The organism is Paenibacillus taichungensis (genome assembly GCF_047302525.1).
Lineage (GTDB): Bacteria > Bacillota > Bacilli > Paenibacillales > Paenibacillaceae > Paenibacillus > Paenibacillus taichungensis_B.
On the sequence record NZ_CP168020.1, the window covers coordinates 3,671,335 to 3,698,056 of the forward strand.

At 42.7% G+C, this 26,722-nt stretch carries 23 protein-coding genes and 1 pseudogene; 12 read left to right on the forward strand and 12 right to left on the reverse strand.

Annotated features, from left to right (window positions below; translation table 11 throughout):
• Nucleotides 1–16: 16 nt before the first annotated feature.
• Nucleotides 17–1,423, reverse strand: a complete 1,407-nt coding sequence (locus ACDJ58_RS16340; RefSeq protein ID WP_413371931.1) for a glycoside hydrolase family 4 — start codon at nt 1,421–1,423, stop codon at nt 17–19.
• Between the two features lie 176 nt (nt 1,424–1,599).
• Here ACDJ58_RS16340 and ACDJ58_RS16345 point away from each other — a divergent pair, with 176 nt between their 5' ends.
• On the forward strand, nt 1,600–2,451 hold the full coding sequence (locus ACDJ58_RS16345) for an AraC family transcriptional regulator (RefSeq protein WP_413371932.1): 852 nt from the start codon (nt 1,600–1,602) through the stop codon (nt 2,449–2,451).
• 100 nt (nt 2,452–2,551) lie between these two features.
• On the opposite strand, the gene ACDJ58_RS16350 is transcribed toward ACDJ58_RS16345, so the two are convergent.
• Nucleotides 2,552–3,667, reverse strand: coding sequence for a phosphotransferase enzyme family protein (locus ACDJ58_RS16350; RefSeq protein WP_413371933.1), 1,116 nt, complete (start codon nt 3,665–3,667; stop codon nt 2,552–2,554).
• A gap of 382 nt (nt 3,668–4,049) precedes the next feature.
• Here ACDJ58_RS16350 and ACDJ58_RS16355 point away from each other — a divergent pair, with 382 nt between their 5' ends.
• From ACDJ58_RS16355 to ACDJ58_RS16365, 3 genes are read left to right on the forward strand one after another with little or no spacing between them, the layout of a single operon-like run.
• Nucleotides 4,050–5,654: a hypothetical protein gene (locus ACDJ58_RS16355; RefSeq protein WP_413371935.1), complete on the forward strand. Its 1,605-nt coding sequence runs from the start codon at nt 4,050–4,052 to the stop codon at nt 5,652–5,654.
• Between the two features lie 31 nt (nt 5,655–5,685).
• Entirely contained in the window at nt 5,686–6,576 is an 891-nt protein-coding gene (locus tag ACDJ58_RS16360; protein ID WP_063562660.1) for an ABC transporter permease, read from the forward strand.
• 15 nt (nt 6,577–6,591) lie between these two features.
• Nucleotides 6,592–7,482, forward strand: coding sequence for a carbohydrate ABC transporter permease (locus ACDJ58_RS16365; RefSeq protein WP_413371936.1), 891 nt, complete (start codon nt 6,592–6,594; stop codon nt 7,480–7,482).
• Between the two features lie 107 nt (nt 7,483–7,589).
• Here the strand turns inward: ACDJ58_RS16365 and ACDJ58_RS16370 are convergent, their stop codons facing one another.
• Both ACDJ58_RS16370 and ACDJ58_RS16375 read right to left on the reverse strand, forming a co-directional pair.
• Entirely contained in the window at nt 7,590–9,332 is a 1,743-nt protein-coding gene (locus ACDJ58_RS16370) for a cache domain-containing sensor histidine kinase (RefSeq protein ID WP_413371937.1), read from the reverse strand.
• Between the two features lie 22 nt (nt 9,333–9,354).
• A complete protein-coding gene (locus ACDJ58_RS16375; protein WP_413371938.1) occupies nt 9,355–10,977 on the reverse strand; it encodes a response regulator transcription factor in 1,623 nt (540 codons plus the stop codon).
• Nucleotides 10,978–11,123: 146 nt separating this feature from the next.
• On the opposite strand from ACDJ58_RS16375, the pseudogene ACDJ58_RS16380 reads away from it, so the two are divergent.
• Nucleotides 11,124–11,494: pseudogene (locus ACDJ58_RS16380) on the forward strand (GNAT family N-acetyltransferase); the annotation flags it as partial.
• Nucleotides 11,495–11,630: 136 nt separating this feature from the next.
• Here ACDJ58_RS16380 and ACDJ58_RS16385 read toward each other — a convergent pair.
• Complete coding sequence (locus tag ACDJ58_RS16385; protein ID WP_413371939.1) at nt 11,631–13,895, reverse strand: glycoside hydrolase family 3 N-terminal domain-containing protein; 2,265 nt, start codon at nt 13,893–13,895, stop codon at nt 11,631–11,633.
• A gap of 204 nt (nt 13,896–14,099) precedes the next feature.
• Between ACDJ58_RS16385 and ACDJ58_RS16390 the strand changes: the two genes are divergently transcribed.
• Together ACDJ58_RS16390 and ACDJ58_RS16395 are read left to right on the forward strand one after the other, a co-directional pair.
• Entirely contained in the window at nt 14,100–16,121 is a 2,022-nt protein-coding gene (locus ACDJ58_RS16390; RefSeq protein WP_413371941.1) for an ATP-dependent DNA helicase, read from the forward strand.
• A gap of 145 nt (nt 16,122–16,266) precedes the next feature.
• Nucleotides 16,267–16,794 carry a DinB family protein gene (locus ACDJ58_RS16395; RefSeq protein WP_413371942.1) on the forward strand — a complete coding sequence of 176 codons (528 nt, stop codon included), beginning with the start codon at nt 16,267–16,269 and terminating at the stop codon, nt 16,792–16,794.
• A 6-nt stretch (nt 16,795–16,800) separates the two neighbouring features.
• On the opposite strand, the gene ACDJ58_RS16400 is transcribed toward ACDJ58_RS16395, so the two are convergent.
• Nucleotides 16,801–17,874, reverse strand: coding sequence for an NAD(P)H-dependent flavin oxidoreductase (locus ACDJ58_RS16400; RefSeq protein ID WP_413371943.1), 1,074 nt, complete (start codon nt 17,872–17,874; stop codon nt 16,801–16,803).
• A gap of 132 nt (nt 17,875–18,006) precedes the next feature.
• Between ACDJ58_RS16400 and ACDJ58_RS16405 the strand changes: the two genes are divergently transcribed.
• On the forward strand, nt 18,007–18,882 hold the full coding sequence (locus ACDJ58_RS16405; protein WP_413371944.1) for a LysR family transcriptional regulator: 876 nt from the start codon (nt 18,007–18,009) through the stop codon (nt 18,880–18,882).
• Nucleotides 18,883–18,969: 87 nt separating this feature from the next.
• Here ACDJ58_RS16405 and ACDJ58_RS16410 read toward each other — a convergent pair whose 3' ends face one another.
• Both ACDJ58_RS16410 and ACDJ58_RS16415 read right to left on the reverse strand, forming a co-directional pair.
• Entirely contained in the window at nt 18,970–19,434 is a 465-nt protein-coding gene (locus ACDJ58_RS16410; RefSeq protein ID WP_413371945.1) for a phage tail protein, read from the reverse strand.
• 19 nt (nt 19,435–19,453) lie between these two features.
• A complete protein-coding gene (locus ACDJ58_RS16415; RefSeq protein WP_413371947.1) occupies nt 19,454–19,933 on the reverse strand; it encodes a GyrI-like domain-containing protein in 480 nt (159 codons plus the stop codon).
• 107 nt (nt 19,934–20,040) lie between these two features.
• Between ACDJ58_RS16415 and ACDJ58_RS16420 the strand changes: the two genes are divergently transcribed.
• Nucleotides 20,041–21,003 (forward strand): helix-turn-helix transcriptional regulator, encoded by a 963-nt coding sequence (locus tag ACDJ58_RS16420; RefSeq protein WP_413371948.1) that lies wholly within the window; start codon nt 20,041–20,043, stop codon nt 21,001–21,003.
• A 188-nt stretch (nt 21,004–21,191) separates the two neighbouring features.
• Here the strand turns inward: ACDJ58_RS16420 and ACDJ58_RS16425 are convergent, their stop codons facing one another.
• The gene (locus tag ACDJ58_RS16425) at nt 21,192–22,223 is read right to left on the reverse strand and encodes a ketopantoate reductase family protein (RefSeq protein WP_413371949.1); all 1,032 of its coding nucleotides are present in this window, start codon (nt 22,221–22,223) and stop codon (nt 21,192–21,194) included.
• A gap of 44 nt (nt 22,224–22,267) precedes the next feature.
• Nucleotides 22,268–23,011, reverse strand: a complete 744-nt coding sequence (locus ACDJ58_RS16430; protein ID WP_413371950.1) for an acetoacetate decarboxylase — start codon at nt 23,009–23,011, stop codon at nt 22,268–22,270.
• Between the two features lie 161 nt (nt 23,012–23,172).
• Here ACDJ58_RS16430 and ACDJ58_RS16435 point away from each other — a divergent pair, with 161 nt between their 5' ends.
• On the forward strand, nt 23,173–24,057 hold the full coding sequence (locus ACDJ58_RS16435) for a LysR family transcriptional regulator (RefSeq protein ID WP_413371951.1): 885 nt from the start codon (nt 23,173–23,175) through the stop codon (nt 24,055–24,057).
• Nucleotides 24,058–24,115: 58 nt separating this feature from the next.
• On the opposite strand, the gene ACDJ58_RS16440 is transcribed toward ACDJ58_RS16435, so the two are convergent.
• A complete protein-coding gene (locus tag ACDJ58_RS16440) occupies nt 24,116–24,631 on the reverse strand; it encodes an AAA family ATPase (protein WP_413371952.1) in 516 nt (171 codons plus the stop codon).
• A 29-nt stretch (nt 24,632–24,660) separates the two neighbouring features.
• Nucleotides 24,661–25,572, reverse strand: a complete 912-nt coding sequence (locus ACDJ58_RS16445) for a helix-turn-helix transcriptional regulator (RefSeq protein WP_413371953.1) — start codon at nt 25,570–25,572, stop codon at nt 24,661–24,663.
• Between the two features lie 109 nt (nt 25,573–25,681).
• Between ACDJ58_RS16445 and ACDJ58_RS16450 the strand changes: the two genes are divergently transcribed.
• The gene (locus tag ACDJ58_RS16450) at nt 25,682–26,146 is read left to right on the forward strand and encodes a VOC family protein (protein WP_413371954.1); all 465 of its coding nucleotides are present in this window, start codon (nt 25,682–25,684) and stop codon (nt 26,144–26,146) included.
• On the forward strand, nt 26,136–26,717 hold the full coding sequence (locus ACDJ58_RS16455) for a YdeI/OmpD-associated family protein (RefSeq protein ID WP_413371955.1): 582 nt from the start codon (nt 26,136–26,138) through the stop codon (nt 26,715–26,717). The genes ACDJ58_RS16450 and ACDJ58_RS16455 overlap by 11 nt, the downstream gene beginning before the upstream one ends.
• The last annotated feature ends 5 nt before the right edge of the window (nt 26,718–26,722 follow it).

The window sequence follows — 26,722 nt, forward strand, 5'->3', positions numbered from 1 at the left end:
TATCGTTATCTATATCTTAGCTATACTGCAGTCTGTCCTTGTACCAGACGTCGGGAATCATATCACGCTCCAGTTCCAATAATTCATGAATGATCTTGTCCGCGTCACTGATGGAATTCACGAGTGGATCGGTGAGCATCGCCCTTCTCAGCTTCTCGTAGCTCTGTTCCAGAACAGCTTCGACCGTAAGCTCATGCGTATCCAGTACAAGTTCTTGCATACCTCTTACACCGCGCGGCATCTCGCCTACATGAACTGGCTTCACTCCATCCATGCCCACGTCGCACAGCACCTCCAGGAACGAATCTGCATTCATATTGGTTACCGCGCCTTGATTAAGCGTATTGATGAAAAACTTCTTCCCCAAATTTCCTACCATGTTCTCAATGATATCAGTCGCATGATCCGGGCCAAAGGTGCTCATGTAATCGGCAATCGGGATATTTCCCGCAAGAAAGTCATCCACCTGACGCCACATTTCATCGTGACGCTGATACCTGTCCTCTGTCTCCCAGATGGATAATGGCGGAATTGCGTCTGTAGTCTTGCCCAGACCTTGCCAATACCGAACGTATTCCTTCGTATGCGCGGTGCAAGTGGGAATGATTCCGAAAATATCATACAGTTCGTAGGTAATAGCATCGTTAAAAATAGCTTTTGCGCCGCGATCACCGCCGTTGTTCTCATCACCTGCCATTTTGCGCATGGCTTCCGCGATTAGGGGCATCACATTTTTACCTTCGAATTCCGCTTTAAGCAGCCAAGTGAAATGATTGACGCCAGCGATGCGGAAATCGAATTTCTGGTCAATCTCATTGGTGAACTCGTCTGTCTTTTCGATGATTCCGGCTCTTACAGCATAATAGGCTTTCTTATGCGGCATATGATGACTATCGCACAAGGCAAACGATTTTAGCTTCGGCGCATAGCGATGTAATGCGATGCCATGAACGGTAGACGGATTAATATAATTAATTACCCATGCATCAGGGCATAGCTCTTCAATGTCTCTGGCGCATTCCATAATAACCGGGAGTTCTCTCATTGCCCTAAAGATCCCACCCGGGCCAATCGTATCTCCGGAACACATGCGAATGCCATACTTTAGAGAGACTTGGCAGTCAATTCCCCGATATTTGACTGATTGCTCTGCAAAGCTAAGCACAACGAAGTCAGCTCCTGGAAGCACTTGTCTTCGGTCCACCGAGCCCTCAATCTTTAAGGATACGTTGTTCTCCCGGGCGACCCTCTCTGCCAGTGTTACCATTTTCGAGAGCCGCTCCTCGTCCGTATCCACTAAAGCCAAAGTTCCCTGGTTCAAGTATGGTGAGTGAACCATCTGCCAGATGGATTGACGACCGAAAAACAGGCTGCCTGCTCCAATAACGACTACCTTTGGGTGCTGTATGTTTGTACCATTCATTACGAACCCCTCCTCTTAACGATATAAGTTCATTATAGGCGAGTAGTCTGAGATCGGAATGTGTGATAGTTTTCAATACATGTCATATGGTACGATGATTAACAAGAGATGAACCCTTTGTTATATTAGTGAGAATCGAAGGATGTCATAAAGTGGAGATGAAGGAGATGAATTAGATGCATGCAAGGACTGTAAATATGAGTATAATCGATGAACTTTCGGAGTATATCACACTTCGCATGAGCTCTTATTTGGAACAAACTCACGACAGCAATTGGATTGAGCACAAGTCACATTCCGATTATGATCTGTGGTTTATTACAGCAGGCTCCGTCAAGATTACCATCGATGGGATCGAACATATGGCGGACCCGGGTGACGTAGTGTTTTTTTATCCGGATATGCCCTATATTGCTTCCACGACTGGAGAGCTGTGCCGATTCATATACATGCACTTTGATTTCAGCATTGCTGAGCAAAAGCGAATTCTGGGCGAGTTTCAACTGCCGGGCATCGTACCTAGCAACCTGGTTCGGGAGGAATCAACACTGTTCACCTCGTCCTATCGAAGGTTCAAGCAGGATAGCGGCGCTTCCGGAAGTCCACTCTATTTGAAGGCTTCTCTGCTTCTCGTCATTGCAAAAATTTTGGAGCTTCACGGGCAAGGTCTGTATAACGGTGAATTTATAAAAGACCAAAAACCGAGGAAAACGGAAGGAAGTCTGGAGGTTCTGCAGAACGTATTCCCATACGTGGATGCGAATCTGCACCGTGTCATCCGAGTTAACGAACTTGCAGCCATTGCCGGTGTCTCTGAGAAATATTTCATTTCTTTGTTCAAGAAAATTCTGGGTATTACGCCGGGACAGTACATCAATCAAATCAAGATGAACCGGGCACGGGACTATCTGTACGAGAAAAAATATACGGTCCAGCAGATTGCCGGATTTCTGGGCTATCCCGATCCCTTCACCTTCTCCAAAGCATTTAAAAAATTTTACAACGTGCCTCCTTCCAAATTTGAATAGAGTCCTGTAGATAAACGAAGAGGCAACCGGTCTATGCCGGCTGCCTCTTTGTTTAGTCACTGGTTATTCATGCTTCAGGTGTATGTCCCTTCAGCGTTCCTCATAACGTAAAGGGTGCTTCACTCGAATACATGTCATGGAAAAATCCCCTGTACGGTATATCCTCTTCCAGACATTTAATGAGATACAACACTTCTTCGTTATCTTCCGGTTCTTCGCCAGTATGCTGCATTTCCTCAAATTGACCTAAAATATTCTCCAAGAGGGTGACTTGAATAAATAAAGGCAGCTTCTCCAACATCGAATCTTCGATCTTGGTTTCGGAAGTATAACCAGCGAGGGCGGTTTCAAAATAATCACGCATGAACGCTTTGCGTTTACCGGCGTCTGGTTCAAATTGTATCCAGCCCACACCGTGTGTCCATAGATCTGCCAGATCATACATATACCAACCGAAGCATGAATTATCGAAATCATACACCGTGATTTGACCGGTATCAAAATCAATCGAGTAATTCCCATCGTTATAATCGAAATGGGTCATCCCGAATGTTTCCTGGTTTGTATCCAAACCTTTTAAAGTATTCAGCAGTTCGACCATCTTCTCCTTAAGCAGCGAGAATGATTCAGGTATCAAGTTATTGATATATTCACCTTTGTAATTGTCAAAAAAATGATGCCGGCGATGGACGGGACTATACTCTTTCGATACTTGGTGCATTTTCCCCAGGACTTTACCGCAATTATAATAGTGCTCGGTAATTGGAACGCCTTCCCGATACTGATAATTGTTCTCTACTAGCATCTTTCCCTTTGCCTTGTTAAACAGGCTGACAAAGAACGTATGATGATCATAAGTAATCTCTTCCAGCAGATTGCCTTTCTTGGAACTCACTACATTCGAAACGCTGGCTCCATGATCAAACAGATACTGGACATATTCCAATTCGGCAATGTAATCTTCGCGGTTTCTGTCAGGCAAGAATGAAATTCGGAGAATTAGCGATTCACACCCCTCTTGCTCACAGGTGTAAACGACATTCCGCCCACCCTCATGAGGCGGAATAAGCTGAATGTTGTAACCCTCCAGATGAAACAGCTCGGATACTAATTCCAGTACATGCGTATTGCTGATGTTAACAGCTTCGTTAAAGTTAATAATAATCTCCTCCAGTAAACATTGTCGGGACGGTTTCCCGCACTGCAATGTCCACAAAAGGAATCCCTATGCCGCAAATATCCTTCCGTGAACCTAAAGCACAATCACCTTGTTAGTCATTGAAATTCGCTCCTTTTTGTTCAGATGTATATATCTTATCCTACAATTCCAGATTATTCTATTATTTTTGTTAACACTGCTGCCACGTAATAATACCGAATCAAAATATCTGGGTCGTTGTCATTGGGCCATGAGTAAAAAAAGATTTGGTGAAAAGTAAAAAAAGTGCACAACCCACTTTTATCATTTCTCCGCTTTAACCCAAAAGTAAAAAAATATGCGGGTTCTCGTCAATAACCTTTATATCCCGTTCTCCCTTTCTCGTTTAGACTATTTTCAAGAAAACGTATTCAAATATGACGCTTAAGGGGGAAAGGAAATGAACAAGAAAACCAAAACTTTGATGTTGTCTTTATGCCTGTCGACCTTATTGGTCGCCGCCTGTACGAATGGAAGCAGCACCGAGAAAAGTACATCCAATACCGATTCGGATGCCAACGAGGGCGGAATAACAACCATCCACACCGTAACGTCAGAATATACTTCTGCCAAATATCCAAAGGGCGATGATATCACAAACAATGTGTGGATTAAGCGATACAAAGAGCAGTTTAATATCGATGTCAAAACAGACTGGGTCAGCGATGAGTATGATACCAAATTGAATTTGGCTATAGCATCGAATGATCTCCCCGACGTGTTTAGGGTTAATCCATCACAATTAAGGCAGCTAGTCGAAGCAGATATGGTAATGGACCTTACCGATGTCTTTGAACAACACGCTTCAGAACGTCTCAAAGGCTATATGGAAACGGATGCGGATAGCTATGAATCTGGTAAAAAGGACGGCAAACTGTACGGGTTACCGCAGATGCACTGGGGATTAATTGAACAACCCGATTTCATCTGGATTCGAAACGATTGGAAAGAAGAACTGGGTCTCCAAGATCCGAAATCTGTGAAAGACATCAAGAACATTGCACTGAAATTTATAGAAAAGCACGGCGGATATGGCATAGCAGTAGATCAATCACTCGATTACCTAAACCTGCTCGCCATTGCATGGAATGCGCATCCAGATATGTGGATGGAGGATAACAGTGGGAAATTAGTGTATGGCTCAGTCCAGCCTGAGATGAAGAATGCACTGGCTGAGTGGTCGGAATGGTACAAGCAAGGTATCATTGACCCGGAATTTGCAATCAAAGACTTTAATGCGATGAACGCGGATATCGTAGCCGGCAAAGTTGGCGTACAGCCTTATTACCAGTGGTGGGGTTATAATCCTGGTGTTGATACAGTAGCCAATCTGGGTAAAGACGCGATCTTTTATCCGTATATCATCCCTACCATTGATGGTAAGGAAGCGAAACAATCCATTTTTTTCGCCAACAACAATTATATTGTCATGAAAAAGGGATTCAAAAGCCCTCAAGAAGTGATTAAGATTTTGAACGACTATGCTTATATCGTTGATGAAGGCAATGGCAAGGAGTCCAAAGAAACACTATCCGCTTTGCTGGACAACGATATTGCCCATGTGGTCGGGGCGTTCCGTGTACTTAATCCGAATTCAGATTACGAGCAGTTCGAGGCTGTATCAGCAGCTCTTCAATCCAAGGATACCAGTGGACTCACAACTTCGGGAATGTGGCAGAAATATAACAACAGTGTTGAGTTTATGAAGAATGCAACACCGGGAGCAGTCGGTGATTATTTGCAACAAGGTGCTCCAAAGAATGCGTATGGTCTGGCTAAGAAAGTACTCGATAGCGAGAACTACACAAAGACGGCGCTATGGGGTGTTTCACCGGAGGTGCTGTCGAGTTACGGTACAACGCTGGATGATATCCTGACAGAAGGCTTCACCAAGATCATCATGGGTAGTGAAAGTATCGATTATTTCGATGTTGTCGTCCAGAATTGGCGAGCAGCTGGAGGCGATCAAGTAACCCAGGCAGTCAATGACGCCTATGGAAGATAATAATGCGGTTGCCAAGAACGGAGGAATATGAATGCTGAGAAAATGGAAGCAGCAGAGTCCCTACCATCTCATGTTGATCCCGAGCCTAGTCTTGGTCTTCATCTTTAGCTACATCCCTTTTTATGGGCTTATTATTGCATTTCAAAAATACAATCCGGGTCTCGGCTTTAACTCTCCATGGGTTGGATGGGACAATTTTTCACATGTATTTAGTCAGCCGAACTTCGTAAGAACCATCTGGAATACACTGTATATGTCCGTCTTCAAGATTATCGGTGGCATTATCGTGCCTGTTATTTTCGCATTACTGCTTAACGAAGTGTTGAACAGTGGTGTCAAACGTACATTTCAAACCCTTGTTTATATTCCGAACTTTCTGTCTTGGGTCATTATGGCTGGCATCATGCTGGATATACTTAGCTCCGATGGCATCATTAACACATTTCTAGGCGTATTCGGGATTGCACCTATCTCTTTTCTGGGCACACCGTCCATCTTCCCTTGGACCATGATCGTGAGTGATATCTGGAAAGGCTTCGGATTCGGCACGGTTGTATATTTAGCAGCCCTAACCAGTATTGACCCTGGTCTATATGAGGCCGCGGTAATTGATGGAGCCAAGCGATGGAAGCAGACCATCTACATCACTTTACCTCTTCTCATGCCAACGATTGTCTTAATGACTGTATTGTCACTTGGTAACGTCCTCAATGCCGGATTTGACCAAATCTATAACCTGTATTCCCCTGTCGTGTATCAGACGGGAGATATTATTGATACCTATGTATACCGTCTGGGAATTCAGCAGGCACAGTATTCGATCGGTACCGCTGTCGGATTATTTAAATCCATCATTTCCAGTGTTCTGGTTGCCGTATCGTACTTCCTGGCTTACAGGGTAGCCGGCTATCGTATCTTCTAAGGAGGAACTATCACTATGATCTATGATAAAGGTATGAGCAGGCGTTTGTTCCATATCCTAAACTACACGATATTGCTTCTAATCTCCCTACTCTGTATCCTCCCATTTATCAACCTGTTGGCTGTTTCATTCAGTAGCAGTTCCGCTGTATCCGCGGGCAGTGTTACCTTCTGGCCAGTCGAATTCACGACTAAGGCTTATGAATTTGCATTAACTGGAGGGTCATTTTTCTCCTCTCTCTGGGTGGCGATCCAACGAACCGTTCTCGGAACGTTTGTGAATCTGGTTCTGATCGTGCTCACCGCCTATCCACTTTCCAAATCCAAACAAAAATTGATGGGCCGTAATATCTATATGGGATTTTTCATTGTGACCATGTTATTTAGTGGAGGATTAATTCCTACCTATCTGGTGGTCGTCAAAATGGGATTGATTGATTCGATTTGGTCTCTGATCCTGCCCGGAGCTCTCCCCGTATTTAGTATGATTATTCTTATGAATTTCATTAGAGGTTTGCCAGAGGAGATTGAAGAATCAGCGATTATCGACGGTGCCGGGCCTATACAGGTATTGCTTCGTATTCTACTACCGCTACTCAAGCCCGCTCTCGCAACGGTCGGTTTGTTCAGTATCGTCGGCCATTGGAATTCATGGTTCGATGGCATTATCTATATGAACAATCCAGCCAATTATCCATTACAAAGCTACCTGCAGACCCTGCTGCAGAGCTTTGAGCAAATCATGCTAAAATCTGGATCCGATTATACTCAACTGTTATCTATGATGAACGCCAGAACTGGACGCGCTGCTCAAATGTTCTTGGGTGCCATTCCGATTTTGCTCGTTTATCCGTTCTTGCAGAAATACTTTACCAAGGGTTTGGTACTCGGTAGCGTCAAAGGATAATTAAAAGAGCTTGCAGTTAATCCTGCAAGCTCTTTTGGTGTGTTCACCCTACGAAACATAGTTGGAATCATTCTACTATGGTAAACGTATGCAGAATCCATGTATGACTACGTTATTTCTATGATGGCAGGTAGCAGAATGGTAAAAGTCGTACCTTCTCCAATCTGACTAGCCACCTGTATTCCATAAGGCTTGCCAAAATGAAGTTGAATACGCCGCTGCACATTATGCAGGCCGATTCCTGTTCCTTTGTCTGCTTCGAGCTTATCTTCCATAAAGTTCTGGATCGTATGTTGATCCATACCAATGCCATTATCGCAGACTTCGATCACAATATCTCTGCCCCGTGGTTGAATCCGAATGGTAATGACTCCGTCTTCTTCAAGTTCGGCCAGACCGTGAAAGATCGCATTCTCCACAATGGGTTGCAGAATCATTTTGGGCATATGATAATCGAGCAGTCTATCCTCAATCTCATACTTCATCTGAATACAGTCGTAGTACCTGACATTCTGGATCGTCACGTAATTCGCTATATTATCGATTTCTTCACGAATCGTTACAAGGGTTCCATCGGATCTTGTTGCATAACGAAGCATCGAGATTAATGCATCTGTCATTTCTACGATTTTGTCAGCCTGCTGCATGGAGGCGATCCATTTTACTGAACCCAGTGTATTATACAGAAAATGAGGCTTGATCTGGTCGTGAAGCGCACGCATCTCAGCCTTTGCTTTCTCTATTTCTTCCTGCTGTATCCGCTCAACCATACGCTTCAATTCATGTGACATCTTGTTAAATCGAACCGATAAATGCCCAATCTCATCGTGAGAACGAATATATTCGACTTGTTCGAACTGCCCCTTCTCGACCAAGGCAATATTGCGCAGCAGTTTCTTTATGGGGGTGGTGATGACATGAGATAGAAAAATCGAAAGGATGGCAGCAAAAAGAACCAGGACAATGGCCAGTGTCACCAGATTATGTCCTAATATTTTGCCATCGGCAGTCAGCTCATCCAAAGGCATATATAAGTAAGTTGTCCACTTCTGCTGACTAAGTGGACTGGTCACCACAACATTCAATGATTCGGGTGGACGAACGTTGTCCCGAAACAATGTACCGATTAATCGGTCATTCACGTTATATACAATCTTGTCATTCTCATCAACAATCATGAACCTGGAACGTAGCCCTTCCTGCAAGTTACGATTAACGATTTCGATGAACTTTATATCAATACTGACCACGATCACGCCAAGCAGTTTCCCGCTAGCCACATCATGAATTTTACGAGCATGTGACACCGCCAGAATTTTATTCTCCGATTGCTCATCTATTCGGGTTGTCAACGTGATGGTTCGATCATTATCATGCATGAATTTTTTGAACCACAACTCGTTCGCCACTTTGAAGTCCGGGTCAATAGGCTGGTTAGGACTGACGAACAAATCTTGTCCCCCGTTCAAATTGTAGAGGTAGATGGAGAATACGCGATCCTTCATCATGATATAATTCATCAAAATATTGTATGCGGCAATCTCATTTTGTTCATCACCCTCTCGCAGGAAATCCTGGATCGGAAAGCTTCCTTCATGGGTTGCAGATAAATTGTTGCTAAGTCCATTACCGGCAAGAAGCGTGATTTTTTCAATCTCCTTTAGGAACTCGTCGATACGAATATTCGTCTGCTTGGCCAGATCGGTGAGCAGATTTGTGTAATTTTGTGCCAATAATCGCTCAGAGGAGTAATACGAACTAATCGTCATCACAAGTACTGGAAGAATGATCACTGTAATGCATATCACCATGATTTTGTACTTGATTCGTAAGAGCCTGGCATGCTTCATATGCTGCACCTCTATTCACGGATTACATTAATCCCTGCTGTCGTTCTCGATATTCCTCAGGAGTGAATCCTACCGATTTTTTAAAAATCTTACTGAAGTACGTGTAATTATGGTAGCCCACCTTGTTAGCGATTTCATATACTCTCAGTTCCTTGCTCAATAGGTAAGCCTTGGCATGTTCAATCCGGACTCGTGTCAAGTACGTGATAAAGTTCTCTCCTTTTTCCTGCTTAAACAATCGGCTGAGGTATGAAGGATTGACACTGATTTGGCTAGCGATACTTTGCAACGAGATATCCTCGGCATAATACTTGTCCATCAGCTCAATAGCGAGGTCTGTGTAGGAACGTTCCTGCATAATTAGGGAATCTGTTTTAAAGTAATACGCGATATGAGCCAGCATATCTTGGTGAATATCCTCCCAATACTCTCCCTTCAAAACGACTTCATAAGGCGATCTCTGCGTAAATGAAGGCTTACCTCTTTCAGTAGCTCGTGACAGATGGGAGTGTATGGTTTCCATCACCATGATATATTGCTTGCGAATACTGCTCTCATCTGCTCGTTGCACCTCAAGATCAGAGCGAATTTCTTCAAGGAATTCCTCCGCCTTTTTGTTGTCTTTACTCACCCATAATTTGAGGAAATCTCGTTCTTGCTCTGGACTGAGCATTCCATTCACTTCTTTCCGAGCTGGAGCTTGAATCACGTCCGCGTAATACAGTATCTGGTTACTGCCTTGAAAGAAACTTTGTTTTAGGGAGAATTCCGCTTCTTGACATGCCTTCCTTATACCATGGAAACCGGAAACGATTGTACTTACACCCGCTGAGAGTGACAGATTCATAAAATCCTTAATTGAAGACAGAAGCTTATTACATAGTTTGTTTAGATCGGCTTGCACAGACTCACTCCCAGGAAGAACATTGACAATAACCCAATATGCAGATGAGCTTTCTACGAAAATCTCTTTCTCCCATTTGGATGGAATGATCTCTTCCATAATATTCAGAATAGAGAATCGAAGTAGTTTTTCCCCCTTCTCGACATATTTCCTCTTCGCTTCCTCGTAATAGTTCACAATAAACTGGATGACGACCAATTTGTCTGATCGTATACGAAAATGCATTTCTTCAGCTTTGGAAACCATATCCTTTTCATTTATGAATCCGCTTACAATATCTTGGAAGAAGCTATCCTTTAGATGTCTCAGGCTCTTGGAATAGTCTGGTGTCATAAATCGTACGTTGGTCTGACTGCCACGTTCACTTTGTAGTTTCTCTTCAATGGTGGATAGGAGATCGATTAGAGCGGTTTCTGTAATCTCACTTTTAATCAAGTAGTCTACAGCGCCAAGCTTCATCGCCTCTTTTACATAATGGAATTCGTCAAAATTACTCAGGATGACATATTTGCAGGCTTTCAGTAAACTAGATGCCTCATGTATGAGCTCTAGCCCGTCCATGATTGGCATCTTGATATCCGTAATAATTAGATCAGGGCTCACTTCTAGTGCGAGTTCCAATGCTTCCTTGCCGTTTCCCGCTTCTCCAGCAACATAGAAATTGTGCTCTTCCCAATTCAGCATGGAACGAATTCCAACTCGCATTAGAAGTTCATCATCTACGATCATCAGTTTATACATGAGCATCCTCCAACATGTGCCATTTTAATTATTTTACCATTAAACCAATTGTTGCAAAGGTGTCTAGCCGCCCTATTTCGAACTGTGGTTGCTAATAAAATGAATGTTTCTTTTATTGTTGTTCTCATCAAAGGTATCCTATGATAAACCAAGAGTTAGCGCGTACAGATGCCGTTTATGTGTTTGGTGTATTTAGAAAGGAAGATGATACACATCCGGGTATGATTGATATTGCTACCTTAGCAAGATCTGATTTTCAGTGGGGAAGCTTCGGATATACCATCCAGAATCCGTATTGGAGAAAAGGCTACGGCAAAGAAGCAGTACATGAAGCTTTTCATATTGCATTTGAACATTTGAAATTCCACCGTGTAGAAGCCCATATTAATTTGGATAATACACCTTCTATGAAACTTGCAGAACGTGTAGGCATGGAATTTGAATGTGTTCGCAAAGGATTTATACACAAAACGATGAGTGGACAGACCATTTGGTTTATTACAAGAATTTCAATTAATCTATTCCAACCGTTGATTAAGAAAAGCGAACAAAGCACTGGTGTGCCCTGTTCGCTCTTGTGTGATCACCCTGTTTCGCGATAATCTGAGTATCCGCTCCTCCATCGAGCACCATTCCCTCAAAAAACTTTCCGGTTACGTTCCAGTTCTCACAGGTAACTTGCCCCCAGGTTTCCGTTGGTCAACCAGCACTTTGATCCCTGCTGTCGTATTGGGCTCTTGCTTTCCATACACGGCAAGCCCTGATCGCACATTCTGCAAATAAATCATCTCGTAGGGGTTGCCAAGCGAAAATAGGGAGTATCGCTGATTACGCCTGTTCATCGTATCAATCAAGGTTTGATAATCGGACCAACTGAACTCACTGGCCACGTTACGGAACTGGTAAGAAGCGAGAATGACGTAGTCGGCTTGTCCAATCGCCTGAAGTGCTTCGTTCGTCTTCCCTTGTCCCATAAGAGAAATGTCTGTCTTTAGGGATAGGTTATTGGCAGCTTGTATCAGTTGTTTTTCAAGCTGCTTTGCCTGTTCCTGTTCAGCTGCGAGAATGACGACCCGATCGCCTTGCTGAATTTGATCCGGAGGCATACCCTCGCGGCTGGCCAATACGGTGACCGCTCGCTCTGCGATTTCCTGCTCCACCGCCCGATGCTGCTTCGATCCAATGACACCGTTAAGCGCGTTTAGCTGTTGCGCTAGAGTCTGGCTGCGTTCAAACAAACCATATTTGGCTTTCAGCTCCAAAATTCGCTTCACTGAAGCATGAATGGTTTCGTCCGGAATCTTCCCGCTCTTCACTGCGTTCACCAGCGTTTGATGTGCAGCTGCCGAATCTTTTGGCATAAGGATGATATCAACACCTGCGGAAACAGCACGTTCCACGGCTTTGTTCTCTCCAAAATGCTCCGCGATCGCATTCATGGTAAAAGCGTCAGAAATGATCAGACCTTCGTATCCCAGCTCCCCCCGAAGCAGTCCGGTCAGCACCTTTTTGGATAAGGTGGCAGGTATGGGCACACTCTTTCCGTCTTTGAGCGAAGTGACATGCTCGTTATCAATGGCAGGGAAAGCAATGTGTGCAGTCATGATCATCTCGACCCCGTTTTCAATCGCATCCCGAAATGGTTTTAATTCTACCGCATCAAGTCGCGCGCGATTATGCGTTAGCACCGGCATACCGAGATGGGAGTCTACGGTGGTATCCCCATGCCCCGGAAAATGCTTGACTGCCGCGATCACCCCTGATTGCTGTAGGCCCTTTATCGTTGCGAGGCCAAGCCGCATCACCAAATCCGCGTCTGAGCCAAACGATCGTATGCCAATGATTGGGTTGTCTGGATTGCTGTTAATGTCGAGCACCGGCGCAAAGTTGACCTGTAGCCCCAGTGCCTTCAGCTCCTCCCCTGTCAGCCGACCAGCTGCTTCAGCCAGTGCTGTATCTCCCGTTGCGCCAAGCGCCATTTGCCCCGGCAGATTCGTCCCGCCCGGTATCCGCTTAACGACGCCTCCTTCTTGGTCGATGCTAAGAAATAAAGGAATGTCGCCGACTTCCCTTTGCAAATCATGTGTGAACGTTGTAAGCTGCCTGATGTCTACAATGTTTTTGTCGAAAAGAATAAGCCCGCCCAAATCTTGATCATGAATGCTGCGTTTCAGTCCTTCATTAACGGTCGTAGTCACTTTACCGTTCCATTGCCTAATGTCCGGCATAAGCATCTGGCCGACTTGCTCGCTTACGGTCATATAGGATATCAGCTTGTCCCAATCTTGTGTACGAATGGCTGCTTCGCGTTCGAACCGAATCACTCGTGACATAAATACGGCATATTCAGCACGAGTGACCGTTTGATCTGGACGATAAGTACCATCCGAATATCCGCCGACCAAGCCGTTCGAGCTCAAGATAAGAATGGGTGCTTCAGCCCAATGTTGTTTCGTATCTGACCAATTGGCTGGTTGCTTGCCCTCTAAGAGTGAATACGCACGCGTAAGGAATGCCGCAGTTTCGGCGCGGCTAAGCGGTGCATCCGGACGGAAGGAGCCGCCAGGAAATCCGCTGGCCAGTCCGTTTTTTGATGCTATCGCGATTTCCCGATAAAAGGGGTGAGTTGTCGGAACATCCGAATAAGTCGTATCTTCCACCGATTTCTCTAGCTGTTGAGGATAAAGCTCCCGCACCATAAACGTGACGGCTTGCGCCCTTGTTACCAGCCCTTGGGGCTTAAATATTCCATTTCCATATCCTGCGACTGTTCCTCGTTTGGCCATATACTCGATACCATCTTCTGCCCACTTTGAATGCTGTAGATCATTAAAACGTTCTTTCGCATCTGCACTTCCTGCCCATATGAGCAAAGAACCGAGAACGGCACCGCATATTGTCATCATTTTTAGTTGCATCTGTTTCACTCCTGTTGCTGTTCTTTGTAAGAAGAATAGACGCTATTGATATACATTTTGTTGCGATTGGTCGCTGCTCTTATCGCCCTGGTACATGATAGACCCCTATGAACACTTGACTGTTGTCGCAGCATCTAAGATAATTACAGTTTGACTAAAAAATTCCTTACAAGAGGATCATTCATTTGGAAGGGGGCGATCGTTATGAACTGGTTAAATGATCTCTATAAGATAAATAAACGGGAATCGAAAAAGGAAATCGAACGATCTTTGGTTAACGCCATCTTCCGAATCTATGATCGGTTTCCTCGAATTGGCCTTAGAGAGCGAATCGGGCAGCAAGAAATGTCTCTCGATATAGCCGATGCTTATATCCATGGGCATCACGCCATGATTGAAGCTGGTGTCGGAATCGGCAAGTCTTTTGGCTACCTGATACCGAGCCTGCTCATGAATCAAATGTCACAGAAACCGGTCATTATAGCTACATCCTCCATTCAGCTTTCGGAACAGATACATAAAGATTTAAGGGTCATTGGTAGCCGTTTGGGCTTCACAACGGTTCGCTCCGTCGTTGGGAAAGGTATGGGCCAGTATGCCTGCCGAAGTAGGGCCGCGGAATGGATCAGGCCTGATGATCCGAACTCCTCACTGTCTACCCTTGCCCAGCGCATTTTAGATTTTGAAATTGATGAAAGAGCGGATATTAAAGTTGGAATTAGTGATGCCGAATGGTCCAACGTTTCCGTAAATGATTGCAAATTTGAACGTTGCCATCATAAAAATGCATGCTTGTTTTACGATATGAGAGCTAAATTAAATGCAAAGGCTCACGAGATTGATTTTATTATTGTGAACCAGGACCTACTCATACGGGATTTGATGAAGAAAAAAGAAGGAACCAGGAGTATCATCTCGGAACAGCCTGCTCTGATCGTCATTGATGAAGCGCATAATCTGGAAACAAAAGTTCGAGATGCCAGAACGCTCGAGTTCACTTATCGGGGAATCTGCCGCATTCTGGATAACACAGTGCAGCTTCTCACGAAGCAGTCCGGGGATAAAAGTCTCTTTTCACAATCCAAGTTTATAAAAAAATGTGTTGAACGAATCTTCAAACAGGTAAATGCAGATCTGCTCCACCATGCCAAGCAGGATAGCGACCGTATAAAAGTGTCTGAGATCAAAGGAATACCGTTAAACCAAGTCTCAAACGATTTGAAAGATCTCAGTCTTCGCCTTTCCATTTTGACCTCCCGCCACGAACGGGAGATTGATGATGCTTTTGAATCTATAAACGGGCTTATAACCCTCATCAATGTCTTGGCTGAAATAGAGGATAACTATCTCATATGGGCAAGCAGTCCCCTGGGAGTAGCCACGATCAGCATCTGTCCCAAAGATATAAGCCAATTTCTGAAGTACGCTTTATTTAATGGCAAGGCGCCTGTTATCCTAACGTCGGCAACGCTGTGCCAAGGTGGGCATACGCCGGAGGAACAATACTCTTATTTGACGAATTCCCTCGGTTATAAGGGTGATTTTATGGATCGCAAATCCTCCCCTTTTGACTACACCAACCATGCCATGATGTACATCTCCAACAAAGTTCCATATTACCACCATGATCAGCGTGAAAACTATCTTGAAGCAGCCTACAAAGAATTGGTTCAACTCTGTAATTTAACACAAGGAAGAACAATCGTCCTTTTCTCCGCAAAGGAGGACATGAAGTACATTCATAAGAAGTTGATTTCGAGGACGAATGAGTATACATGGGCAGTCCATGTTCAAAAAGAGGGATCTTCCCAGGACAGTGTCATCACCGAATTCAGGAAAAGCAAAGGTGTACTCCTAAGTACCGGTGTATTCTGGGAAGGTGTGAATATCGAGGGATCCGACCTGTCGCAGGTCATTATTTTCCGTCTGCCCTTCCCTGTTCCTTCGGATCCTATTTATGAATATAAGGCATCTGTAACGAAGAATCCGTTTATGGAAGTGTTTGTACCGGATATGCTTCTCCGGTTACGGCAAGGAACTGGACGCTTGATTCGTAGTGAAACGGACCTTGGCATACTCAGCATACTTGACTCACGTCTCAGCGCTGCGGCAAAAAAGAATTACCGGGAACAGGTGCTGGACACGTTGCCATTCAAAGAAGTGACTGAGGATTTTTCGGTTTTGGAGAAATTTGTTCAACAAAAAGGGATACGACGTACGGAGTGAAAGTGGAACAACCAAACCATATAACTGCTCAAATTACATGAAACGGCCCTTCCGTCCTTAAAGCGGAGGGGCCAATTTCAATGCTGGAAGTAAGATATATGCTACAATATATTCCAGAGCTACGAATCCCAAAGGAGGCATTTACATGGTTGAAAGACCGACTACAGAGGAGTATGCAGCTTTTTATGAAGGGTACATCCAGCTTGTTCCTGAAGGGAACATCATCGAACGGTTAGAGCTGCAAGCCAACATCGTACAAACTTTGCTTTCTTCATTGACAGAGGAGCAAGCAAACTATCGTTATGCCGAAGGCAAATGGAGCGTGAAGGAGGTCATCGGCCACCTTTTGGATAACGAACGCATCATGAGTAGCCGACTGCTTCGCATCGCCAGAGGCGACAAAGCGAATCATCCCGGCTACAATCAGGATGTGCTTATGCAGACCCATCCCTTCAATGCGTATACCGTGGCCGATTTGAACGAAGAATATGCGGTCACACGCCGCTCAACCATTCTTATGCTCCGTCACCTCACGCCGGAAGCTTGGCTCTTCAGAGGGATCGTCAGTGATAACCCTGCTTCGGCTCGATCGATCGCCTTTATTATGGTTGGACATGAGCTCCACCATTTATCAGTATTTCGCGATCGCTATTCGCTGGATATGAAATTATAATCACAACTAAATTATATTTCTGGCCTCTTCTACAATTTGATTAATGATATCGCCTGCAGATTGGTTATCTGTTAACATTCTGGTTCCCTGACCTGCCCAAAGGGCCATATACTCGGGATTATTTTGCTCAGCAGAAGCATTCCTGATCTCTCGAGTTAATGTATTTTGGGTAGGAAAGGTTAGCGGCTTAATACTGGATGCTTCCCAATGTTGTATAAAGTCGTTCTTGATGCCACGCGCTGGCCGTCCAGAAAAAGCATTTGTAATTACAGTACTTTCCTCTGTGCTATCAAGCAATGCACGTTTATATACCTCATGTGCGCCAGACTCTATGGATGTCAAAAATCGAGTCCCCATTTGCACCCCTTGTGCTCCCAAAGCGAGTGAAGCCACCAGTCCTCTGCCATCCATAATTCCGCCGGCGGCAAGGACTGGAATATGGACATGATCTACAATTTGTGGGACAAGTGCCATGGTTCCGATATTTGCTCCACTGGGCTGAGATGATACATCAAAAGTTCCTCGATGCCCTCCTGCTTCACTACCTTGTGCAACAATGACATCACATCCGCGCTTCTCCGCTTGAATAGCTTCCTCTACCGTGGTGACCTTACTCATAATTTTGATCCCTAATGATTTTGCTTTCTGCATATGAGACTCGGAAAGCAATCCAAACGTCGTACTAATAATCGAAACTTTTTCGTCCAACAAGATGGCAAACTGTTCTTCAAAATGATTGGGTGTACGTATTTCATCTTGAGCACGCTGCTTCACACCCAAGGATTCTCGAATTGGGGTCAACTCTTCGTTTACCGCATCAAAATTCGTATAGTGATCCGGTCCAACATGAGCAAAAATATTTATGGCAAACGATGCGTGAGTCCGTTTTTTAATTTCGTGTATGGCATGTCTTAGTTCTTCAGGGCTCATATACGCAGCGCCTAGCGTACCTAAACCACCTGCATTAGAAACCGCAGCAACTAGGGGTGCCATGTTTGCAATACCGGCCATCCCCGCAAGAACGATTGGATAACGAATATTGAAGCTTTCACAGAACTTACTGTTTAATTGAATAGACATCAAGGTTCCCTCCCCATCAATTCAGACTCCATTCTTTATAGTTTACATCGAGTTTATCCATCTTGTATAATCCGTAAATCAGATGTTATATATCATGATTTCAGATAGATTGAATTCTAAAGGAGGGTTAACTTGGATATTCACTTGTTGGAGATTTTCATTCAAACCGCTCATGAAGGAAGTATTTCCAAAACAGCGAAAAAACTAAATTATGCTCAATCCAATGTTACACACAAAATTCAACAGTTAGAGGCCGATCTTCAGACCGTATTATTTTACCGTCACAAAAAAGGAGTTACACTTACTCCTTCTGGACATGTTTTAGTAGCTTACGCCGAAAAGATTCTAAATACCATTAACGAAGCTAAAGCCGCAGTAGGAAGCAGTTCCATTCCTTCAGGTCCTCTGGTAATCGGTTCTATGGAAACAACAGCAGCAGTCCGGCTTCCTTCCGTTTTCGCGCAATATCATTTGAAATATCCGAATGTAGATTTCTCTTTAGTTACAGGACCCACAGAAAAGCTACTTCATGGAATCCTTCATTATGAACTGCATGGGGCTTTTGTTTCCGGTCCTATAGAACACCCAGATCTCACGCAAGACAAAGTCATTGAAGAGAGGCTTGTTCTTGTTACTTCATCAAAACATCCCCTGATACAATCGATTCATGATTTACAAAATCATACGATGCTGGTTTTTCCCAAAGGATGTTCATACCGAGCCAAGCTTAACACTCTCCTACAAGAAGAAGGATTATTGCCTGTGAAATTAATGGAATTTGGAACCCTCGAAACGATAATTGCTTGTGTTAGTGCAGGCATGGGCATTACTTTACTGCCTTATTCCATCATTGCGGATTATGAAGTTCGTGGAAAGGTAACCTGCCACTCCTTACCAGACAAGTACTCTTCAGTAACGACCATGTTTGTTAAACGAAAAGAAACCCTCATTACACCGGCACTAGCCGCTTTCTTAGATGAAACTAAGAAAGAAATTCTTCAAAGCTAGTTGTACCGAAAAAACAAAAAAAGCCGCTAATATAGCGACTTTCAATGGGACTATGCTCTGTTGCCTGCACATGTGCTTTTCCCCACTTCAATACTCTCTCTTTATTACAAAATACGAGCCCCGAATGGTTCCAGCTAACTTAGATTTCTGTCTGGCAAACTTAAACTTCCCTTCTAACTCCCCTGGAACTTCCATCCCCTCAGAAAGCTTAAAACCAACGGCCCGCTTCTTAGGGTCATCGACCGTATACATGACATTGAGTCCAAGACCATCTTCATAAAAGACGTAGGAAAATCGAATGTTTTCTACTTGAAAAGCAGACGTCTCCAAGGGCTTGGCCGCAAACTCAATATCACGTTCTTCCTTCAAAATTCGCTTCACGTAATCCAGAGTGTCCTGACTTTCGCTAGCGGAAACAACCGTAAATTCATGCTTATATTTGTTCATAAAATAACGGGCTTCATTCGCACGCAAACCTGCAAGCGCTGCTGCTACCGGTGAGGACTCTAATCCGACCGTAGACACATTTTTAAAATCAACGATATACGACATTCCGATCTCTCCTTCAAGTTTATTTCTTTACTACAGGAATCCATATTTCACCAAACAGCAAGCCGTTTCGTTGCCCCATCTCAACCGTAGTATTTGGCCCACCAACATAAGCATAATTCGTTTCCGTTGGTAGGACTTGACCAAAAGCAACGCCAGTAAGGTTATTACTTAATTCATCAGATGTTGTCCCTTCCCCCTTAACGACCAGGTATTCTCCTTTAGGGAATTGGATCACTCTGGTTGCTTCTGGCAGTGTTTCTTCTGTCATGACGCCAGCATAATGCATCATCTTGTTATTCACCGCTTCGTTCACGGCAAAAATATAGTCATTTGTCGCTATTTCTTTTAAATTGTCCAGACTTCCATCTTCTTTCACAGCCGACCAAAAATCCGCCTTTTCTTTGTTGATGCCAGCATAGTCTGTGTAGTCGCTCTTAAGCTCTGTTCCAATACCCAAAACGATAAAGCTGTCTTTTTCTTCAAAATTATAATTACTCATTCGTAACACCGTCCTCTTTAAATTTATGAATCGATTTGTCTTTTCACTTGATGGGTTTATAATAACCTTAAATCATGTCAAATTATGATACTGTTTAGGGGGATCCGATGAAAAAAGTTGAACGGATTAATATCATCATGCGGTATATCAACAACCGCGCCCACTTTACCATTTCTGAAATCATGCGGGAATTTAACATCTCTCGTTCGACCGCTATTCGAGATATCAGAGAAATTGAAGCTATGGGTATGCCGCTTGTCGCTGAAGTCGGGAGGGATGGCGGTTATTTTGTCATGAACAACTCTGTCCTGCCCACGGTCCGCTTTACCGATAATGAAATCAAAGCTCTTTTTATTGCCTTTATGGCAACTAGAAATCAACAACTTCCTTATCTAAAGAGTCGTCAGTCTTTAACAGAAAAGTTACTGGGTCTCATCTCAGAAAATCAGCAAGATGCCCTTGTTATTTTAAATCAAATATTGCTTTTTGAAGGGACCAACCCCCATAATCCCGACTTGCTTGATCTTTCAGACCTGCCCCATCCTATGTTAGAAAAACTCATCCAGCTTCTTCTTATAGAGAGCTATTTGTTGGTTACTGTCCAAGAAGAAAGGGAAATAAAGTCGTATCCCATTTATCTTTTGCACCTTTATCGTGAAAAAAGCCTATGGCTAATTGAAGGCTTTGACTTAGAGGAAGAAAAAAGACGGATTTTACCTGTCGACAATCTTACCCATATAGAACCATTCCCTACGAAAAAAAAGGTAAGTAAGAAAAAGATTTTAGAAAAATTAAGTAAGCAGGAAGAAATGATCAACCTTGTCCTTGAACTTGGTCCAAAGGCGATTGCACAGTTTAAGAAATACCATCCTTTAAAGCTTTCACTTTCTTATACGAACCCTTACCAAACCACAGCCGTTATTAAGACGTTTATCAATGTTCATCATGCAGAAGAGTTAACCGAAATAACCAATTGGTTGCTTTTCTTAGGTGGAGATATCAAGGTCAAGGAGATGCCAGAAGAGATCTTAGCAGGTGTACAAGAGAGATTAAGCTTATATTGCCCCTAAGTAGTGGATAGTTAAAACCAAATAACTTTGAGCATGCCGTGCTTTTATTATCTGCTGTTTCTACTGAGATCTACTATGGGACATTATCCCAATTGCCCTAAGCTTTAAGGAAACGTTTAGTGATAAAAAAAACGCATTGAGGAATTATCTCCTCAACACGTTTTCAGGCGATCTACAACTCGCTTATATCATCTGTTATTGTTAAGCTCTTCAAAGAACTTAATATTAGTATCGAAATCAGGCACGGTTTGAGATTCTTCAGCTTGTTTAACTAATCTTACAACCATATCATTATAAGGTGTTGAGATTTGTTTGCCTGAAGCTGACCGTGGAACTACTCCATTAATATAATCAATTTCGGTCTTCCGTTGCTTTTCGAGATCCTGCAGCATGCTTGCTTTTAACAGTCTGGAGGACTCCATGAGAACCCGAAGTGTTTCAATTCGTTCCGGGATATCCTTATCACTTTGTATTTCCAAAGATTCAATATCGAAGCCACTCATCGTGGCAAATTTCACCCCATTTGCGTGTCCAACTTTGATCGTTTCATCAGCAATACGAACGGCACTTACAATACTAATATCATGATCAAGTACAACGCCATACTCCACATTAAGTGCTGCAGATAGGCCGCTAAATGCATTGTTAATAAGCAATTTAGACCACTTCGTGCCCACCAGGTTATCGGAAATATGTGTTCCTCCCACAAGGTCAAGTATAGATTTGATCTGTTGAATTCTTTCGGTTGTTTCACCATTTAATTCGCCAATTTGAAAAGCGTACTGCTTAAAGCGATTGAACTCTGTTGTAAGTCTTGATACTCCCGGTTCAATAAACGTAGCACCAAATTCAACAGATCCGGCAATTACGCGTTCCCGGCCAACAATGGAAGCCACCTTCTCTTCAGGGATACCGTTTTGCAAGGAAAGCACAACACTTTGGTCATCTAAATACGGCAGCAGATCTTTTAGAACGGACTCGTTATATAGCTGTTTAGTTAAAAGCAAGATTAAATCATATGTTCCTGACATGTCGTCAGGAGTAATGGCCTTCACCTTTGCCTGAAAATCCGTAGTGCCAGTAATTTGGGCCCCTGTCTGGTTTAATGCGTCAACATGTGCTTGATAGACATCGATCAACTCTACATCTTGTCCGCCGGCAGCAATATATGCACCAGCGATGGTTCCTAAGGAACCTGCTCCTAAAATTGCAATTCTCATATGGAATTCCCCTACCTTTTCTTTTTGATTGCTTTTAATGACGTTTATTTTTCATCAGCTAAATAATCATATATAACTGTTGGAGAAGGCAGCGAAAGCTCTGTGATGATATGGGAAGCCGAAACAACCTCAAGTACAGGCAAATCTGCCATTGGCGCAAGAGCATGAGCGAATAGCTCCAGTCTTGCAGGGCCTGACCAGGCACCCTGTATTTTAATATCCGTAATTTGGCTCCGTACCAATTCACAGATTCTTGGATATCCGTCATAACCAGGCATCTTTTTCAGCATATAATTTGGTTTAACAATCTCTTGTAGCGCCTCCGAATGATCGAGTGGAAAATGCTTATATCCCATGGTCGCGGTAGCCACTCTCAAAGAGCCATAATCCATAAGCCCAACCAATGTGTCGGAATCTACATACAAACTGGGTTTGCCCATTTTTTTAGGATAGGCACCTATTTCCCTGCCTGATGCGATTGCAGGAAAACTGTCTACGTACATTGCGTGGAGATAGTCTCCTTCCTCCCCTTCAAAGCTCACAGGTATCACCTGACCACATTCTGTATAGGAACCAAGGCCTGTTACATCCGGCATTTTCATAATCTCAAACTTTACAAGCGGAGAGGTAACCTCCAATGGCTCCGGAACGATTTTTCTTAAGCGTTCCAGATCAGTTCTATATAAAATGTTCAAGTATTCGCGATTATAAAAACGATATGGTCCCAAAGGAAATGCCCCTGCATCCAGCGGAGTTGTAAATTGCTTAACCACTTCTTCCTTTCTCATCTGAACGACACCTTCCGATCTCTAATTTCTTCATTCTGTTGTCTGATTTCTCTATCGAAATGATGATTACAAAACCCATTTTACATCTCAATTTACATTTAATATAATACATGATAATATATAAACTTATTTATTCTAATAAATATAAGGGGTGCACTATAGTGGAGCTGCTTCAATTGAAATACTTTCAGACAGTCGCTTATACAGAACATATTTCTAAGGCTGCCGAACAATTAAATATTGCTCAGCCTTCTTTAAGCCTGACGATAAAGAGACTTGAGGATGAGTTGGGTACAACCTTATTTGATCGGAAAGGGAGAAATATACAATTGAATGCATCCGGAAAAATCCTCTTGAACCATGTCAACAGGATCTTCACCGAAATTGAAAATGCAAGAATGGAAATACAGACGAAGGATATGGCAATTGACCATACCATCAAAATATCGATTTCAAATCCCAGGTTCCTATCTGGATTGATCAGCAGGTACATTACCCAGTGGCCGGATACCAATATACAACAGGGACTCGGAGCTAGAAATGACATCCTTGCAAGCTTAAAAAAAGGGGATATTGATTTGGGGATCGCAGGTCCACCTATAGCAGACGATGAGATTGAAAGTTGTGTCCTTATTAATGAAGATATCGTGCTAGTTTTACCATCCACTCACAAGTTTGCGACAAAATCTGAAATTTCGTTAAGTAAAGTGGCCGATGAATCTTTTATTTCCCTTGCTAATAATGAGGAATATAGCTTTTTTACAACCGAGCTTTGCAAAAAAGCAGGATTCACTCCCAAGAATATTTTCGAGGTAGATTCTCATTTACTGGCGGAAATTATTAAGGTCAATCAGGGTATCGCGTTGCTCCCTATTTCGGTCTGTAGAAAATTGGATTTGAATTACGTCAGAGTCGCGGATATTAATCCCACCTATCCAGTAGGACTATCTTGGGTGAAGGATAGACATTTATCTTCTTCGGCCAGAAATTTCCGGGACTTTATTATTGCATATTTTAATGATCATTACGCATTGTACAAAGTTTGAAAAACTCATATTCGGAGCATTCTGTGACTTTTTGCGACTTGAAATTAGTCATTGGTTTTCATCTATAGTGCTGTAAAATATCATTTACTGATTGCTCAGGGGACTGATCCGAACTATCGAGCCAAAATCCGATTTGAGGCGTTTCCTTCAAGAAGTCTGAATACAAATTCTCTACCGTGAAGCCAGTGTACCCAACTTTCCCTCTTGATTTTTCACGCTCTTTTACCACCTCTACCTTCGGAGACAGTACAACTAACTGAACCGGGTAATCCTTTAACTGCTCCATCATATAGACTAATTCCGCACCGTAGTAATTATCCTGCAAAACAACAGAAAAACCATTCTCATAATAGGTTTTTGCGGCATTTGCGGCTAACCGATAACGCAAATATAATTGATGGACTGCTTCTTCCGACGGTTCAGCGGACATGTCTTCGCGTCCGGATACAATCATGCTACGGAATATATCGCCACGCAGATGCACGGCTTTTCCCAGCTTGGAAGCCAGCAACTCCGACACTGTTGACTTACCAGAAGCCATTACGCCTGTAATTAAGTAGATCACTTTTTCCATAACTAAATACCTCCTTAAGAAATGGGTTCTTAGACATATTTATTTATCATGGCATTTAGAAACTCTCGAAACTCTTCAACATATGCTTTAGGTTCTACGATTTCCAAATCCGTTCCGAAACTAGCTAAGAACCGAAATCCAAAGTGGTTTTGCGGCATATCTATTTCGGCTATAAGGAGTTCAGAATTGTAGGCTACAATCCTTTTTTGACCGTATCTTTCAATAAATTGATCTTTTATTCGATGTGAGATCAATGTTTTAATTGTAATTAGTTTCGGTTGATAATATTGCTCTGTTTTCTGTTCAGTCAGATAATCTCTAGCAACAAATGTTTTAATATCGATGTTCAGATTATCCGTTCTGGACAGTTTAAAAGTTCGATATTCCATTCGATCTAAACAAAACCCCTTCAAATACCAACTCATTTCACTAAAATGAAGCTGGTATGGCTCAACCCGTCTTTGCGACTTGACTCCACTTTGATCTATATAATCGAATGTAAGTAACCTTCCTTGCTCTATTGCTTCCTGACAAGTCTTTAAGATTTGGACAATTTCAGGACGACCATCCCAATTATAAAAAGACAGTTGAATTGTACCTCCTGAAGTCGTTGAACCTATCATCGATTCAATCTTTTTAAGCGTTGATTCTACTTCGTCACTAAAGAGAATTTTTCCTAATCCGCCCAGTGCAGTTAGTATATTTTCTAAGTCTTTGCTACTTAAAAGTCGTTTGTCTATTTTGTATTCATCCATAATCCCGTATCCACCGTTCACTCCATTTATAGAATAAATAGGAATATTAGATAATCCGAGTGTTTCCATATCACGTAGAATCGTTCTTTTTGATACATTGAATAATTTAGCAAATTCGGTGGCTGATACCACATTCTTTTGCAGCAAGATCATTATGATAGATATTAATCTTTCAATTTTGTTCATGATATTCCTCTTTAGGTAAATAAATTTTGAACAAAGCTATAATAGGTGACAATCTAGCTGTCACCTATTATAGCTTACACTTCATGTATTACAAGAAGGAGGTTTTATCATGTCAGTTATTGCATATTTAAATTTTGATGGGAACACAGAGCAGGTTATCGCGTTTTATTCAGAAGCTTTAAACGCAAGTGAGGTAAAAAAAGTGAAATTCAAGGATTTTTCACAAGATCCAAACTACCCTTTGCCGGAAAATGAGTTGAATATGATTATGGAATCATCGTTAGAATTCGCTGGTGGAAAAATAATGATGTCGGATCTTCTTCCATCGATGAAGAACGTAACGGGTGAGTTGGTTAAAGGTAACAATGTAATCATTAGTATCATTATTGATGATAAACAGGCAATGGAAAATTACTTTTCTAATTTGTCTGTAGGTGGCTATGTGATCATGCCATTATCAGAAATGCCTTGGTCTTCTTGCTTCGGAATGTTGGTTGATAAATTTGGTATCGTTTGGAAGTTTAATAGCGACGCTGATACATTCCTCGATATCGTAATTTCTAATGCCACTTAACGAACTGCTTCCAGCAAAGTCAAAAAGCGAATTGAGATCTTGGTTTCAAGAACATTGTTTGACTGAAAATTCTTGCTGGGTCGTTGTGAGTATGAAATCAACACCAAGTACGTTGATGTATCTGGATGCTGTTGAAGAAGCCTTGTGTTTTGGATGGATTGATGGACAAAAAAAGAAAATTTCCGAGACTCAATTAGCTCAAAGGCTATCTCCTAGAAGCAAAAAAAGTTCATGGACTGAATTGAATAAAGAACGGGCCCGTCGCCTTGAATCGTTGGGATTAATGACAGATGAAGGTCGAAAGGCTCTCCCTGATCTCAGTTACGAATCATTTAAAATTGACCCTATTATTGAGCAGAGGTTGAAAGAGGAAACGGATGTATATCAGAATTTTGCGGCATTTCCAGATCTTTATAAAAGAATTCGAATCGACACCATCCAAAGCTATAAAAATCAACCTGAGTTATTCAACAAAAGATTAGATAAATTTATAACAAACACCAAACAAAATAAAATGTATGGCAATTGGAATGACAACGGACGCCTTTACACCCAAAACACCTCACCTTGAATATT

Bases quoted from the DNA above. Each gene is read 5' to 3' on its own strand.
- ACDJ58_RS16340 (WP_413371931.1), bottom strand. From the start codon at position 1,423: ATGAATGGTACAAACATACAGCACCCAAAGGTAGTCGTTATTGGAGCA.
- ACDJ58_RS16345 (WP_413371932.1), top strand. From the start codon at position 1,600: ATGCATGCAAGGACTGTAAATATGAGTATAATCGATGAACTTTCGGAG.
- ACDJ58_RS16355 (WP_413371935.1), top strand. From the start codon at position 4,050: ATGAACAAGAAAACCAAAACTTTGATGTTGTCTTTATGCCTGTCGACC.
- ACDJ58_RS16360 (WP_063562660.1), top strand. From the start codon at position 5,686: ATGCTGAGAAAATGGAAGCAGCAGAGTCCCTACCATCTCATGTTGATC.
- ACDJ58_RS16365 (WP_413371936.1), top strand. From the start codon at position 6,592: ATGATCTATGATAAAGGTATGAGCAGGCGTTTGTTCCATATCCTAAAC.
- ACDJ58_RS16370 (WP_413371937.1), bottom strand. From the start codon at position 9,332: ATGAAGCATGCCAGGCTCTTACGAATCAAGTACAAAATCATGGTGATA.
- ACDJ58_RS16375 (WP_413371938.1), bottom strand. From the start codon at position 10,977: ATGTATAAACTGATGATCGTAGATGATGAACTTCTAATGCGAGTTGGA.
- ACDJ58_RS16385 (WP_413371939.1), bottom strand. From the start codon at position 13,895: ATGCAACTAAAAATGATGACAATATGCGGTGCCGTTCTCGGTTCTTTG.
- ACDJ58_RS16390 (WP_413371941.1), top strand. From the start codon at position 14,100: ATGAACTGGTTAAATGATCTCTATAAGATAAATAAACGGGAATCGAAA.
- ACDJ58_RS16395 (WP_413371942.1), top strand. From the start codon at position 16,267: ATGGTTGAAAGACCGACTACAGAGGAGTATGCAGCTTTTTATGAAGGG.
- ACDJ58_RS16400 (WP_413371943.1), bottom strand. From the start codon at position 17,874: ATGTCTATTCAATTAAACAGTAAGTTCTGTGAAAGCTTCAATATTCGT.
- ACDJ58_RS16410 (WP_413371945.1), bottom strand. From the start codon at position 19,434: ATGTCGTATATCGTTGATTTTAAAAATGTGTCTACGGTCGGATTAGAG.
- ACDJ58_RS16415 (WP_413371947.1), bottom strand. From the start codon at position 19,933: ATGAGTAATTATAATTTTGAAGAAAAAGACAGCTTTATCGTTTTGGGT.
- ACDJ58_RS16420 (WP_413371948.1), top strand. From the start codon at position 20,041: ATGAAAAAAGTTGAACGGATTAATATCATCATGCGGTATATCAACAAC.
- ACDJ58_RS16425 (WP_413371949.1), bottom strand. From the start codon at position 22,223: ATGAGAATTGCAATTTTAGGAGCAGGTTCCTTAGGAACCATCGCTGGT.
- ACDJ58_RS16430 (WP_413371950.1), bottom strand. From the start codon at position 23,011: ATGAGAAAGGAAGAAGTGGTTAAGCAATTTACAACTCCGCTGGATGCA.
- ACDJ58_RS16440 (WP_413371952.1), bottom strand. From the start codon at position 24,631: ATGGAAAAAGTGATCTACTTAATTACAGGCGTAATGGCTTCTGGTAAG.
- ACDJ58_RS16445 (WP_413371953.1), bottom strand. From the start codon at position 25,572: ATGAACAAAATTGAAAGATTAATATCTATCATAATGATCTTGCTGCAA.
- ACDJ58_RS16450 (WP_413371954.1), top strand. From the start codon at position 25,682: ATGTCAGTTATTGCATATTTAAATTTTGATGGGAACACAGAGCAGGTT.
- ACDJ58_RS16455 (WP_413371955.1), top strand. From the start codon at position 26,136: ATGCCACTTAACGAACTGCTTCCAGCAAAGTCAAAAAGCGAATTGAGA.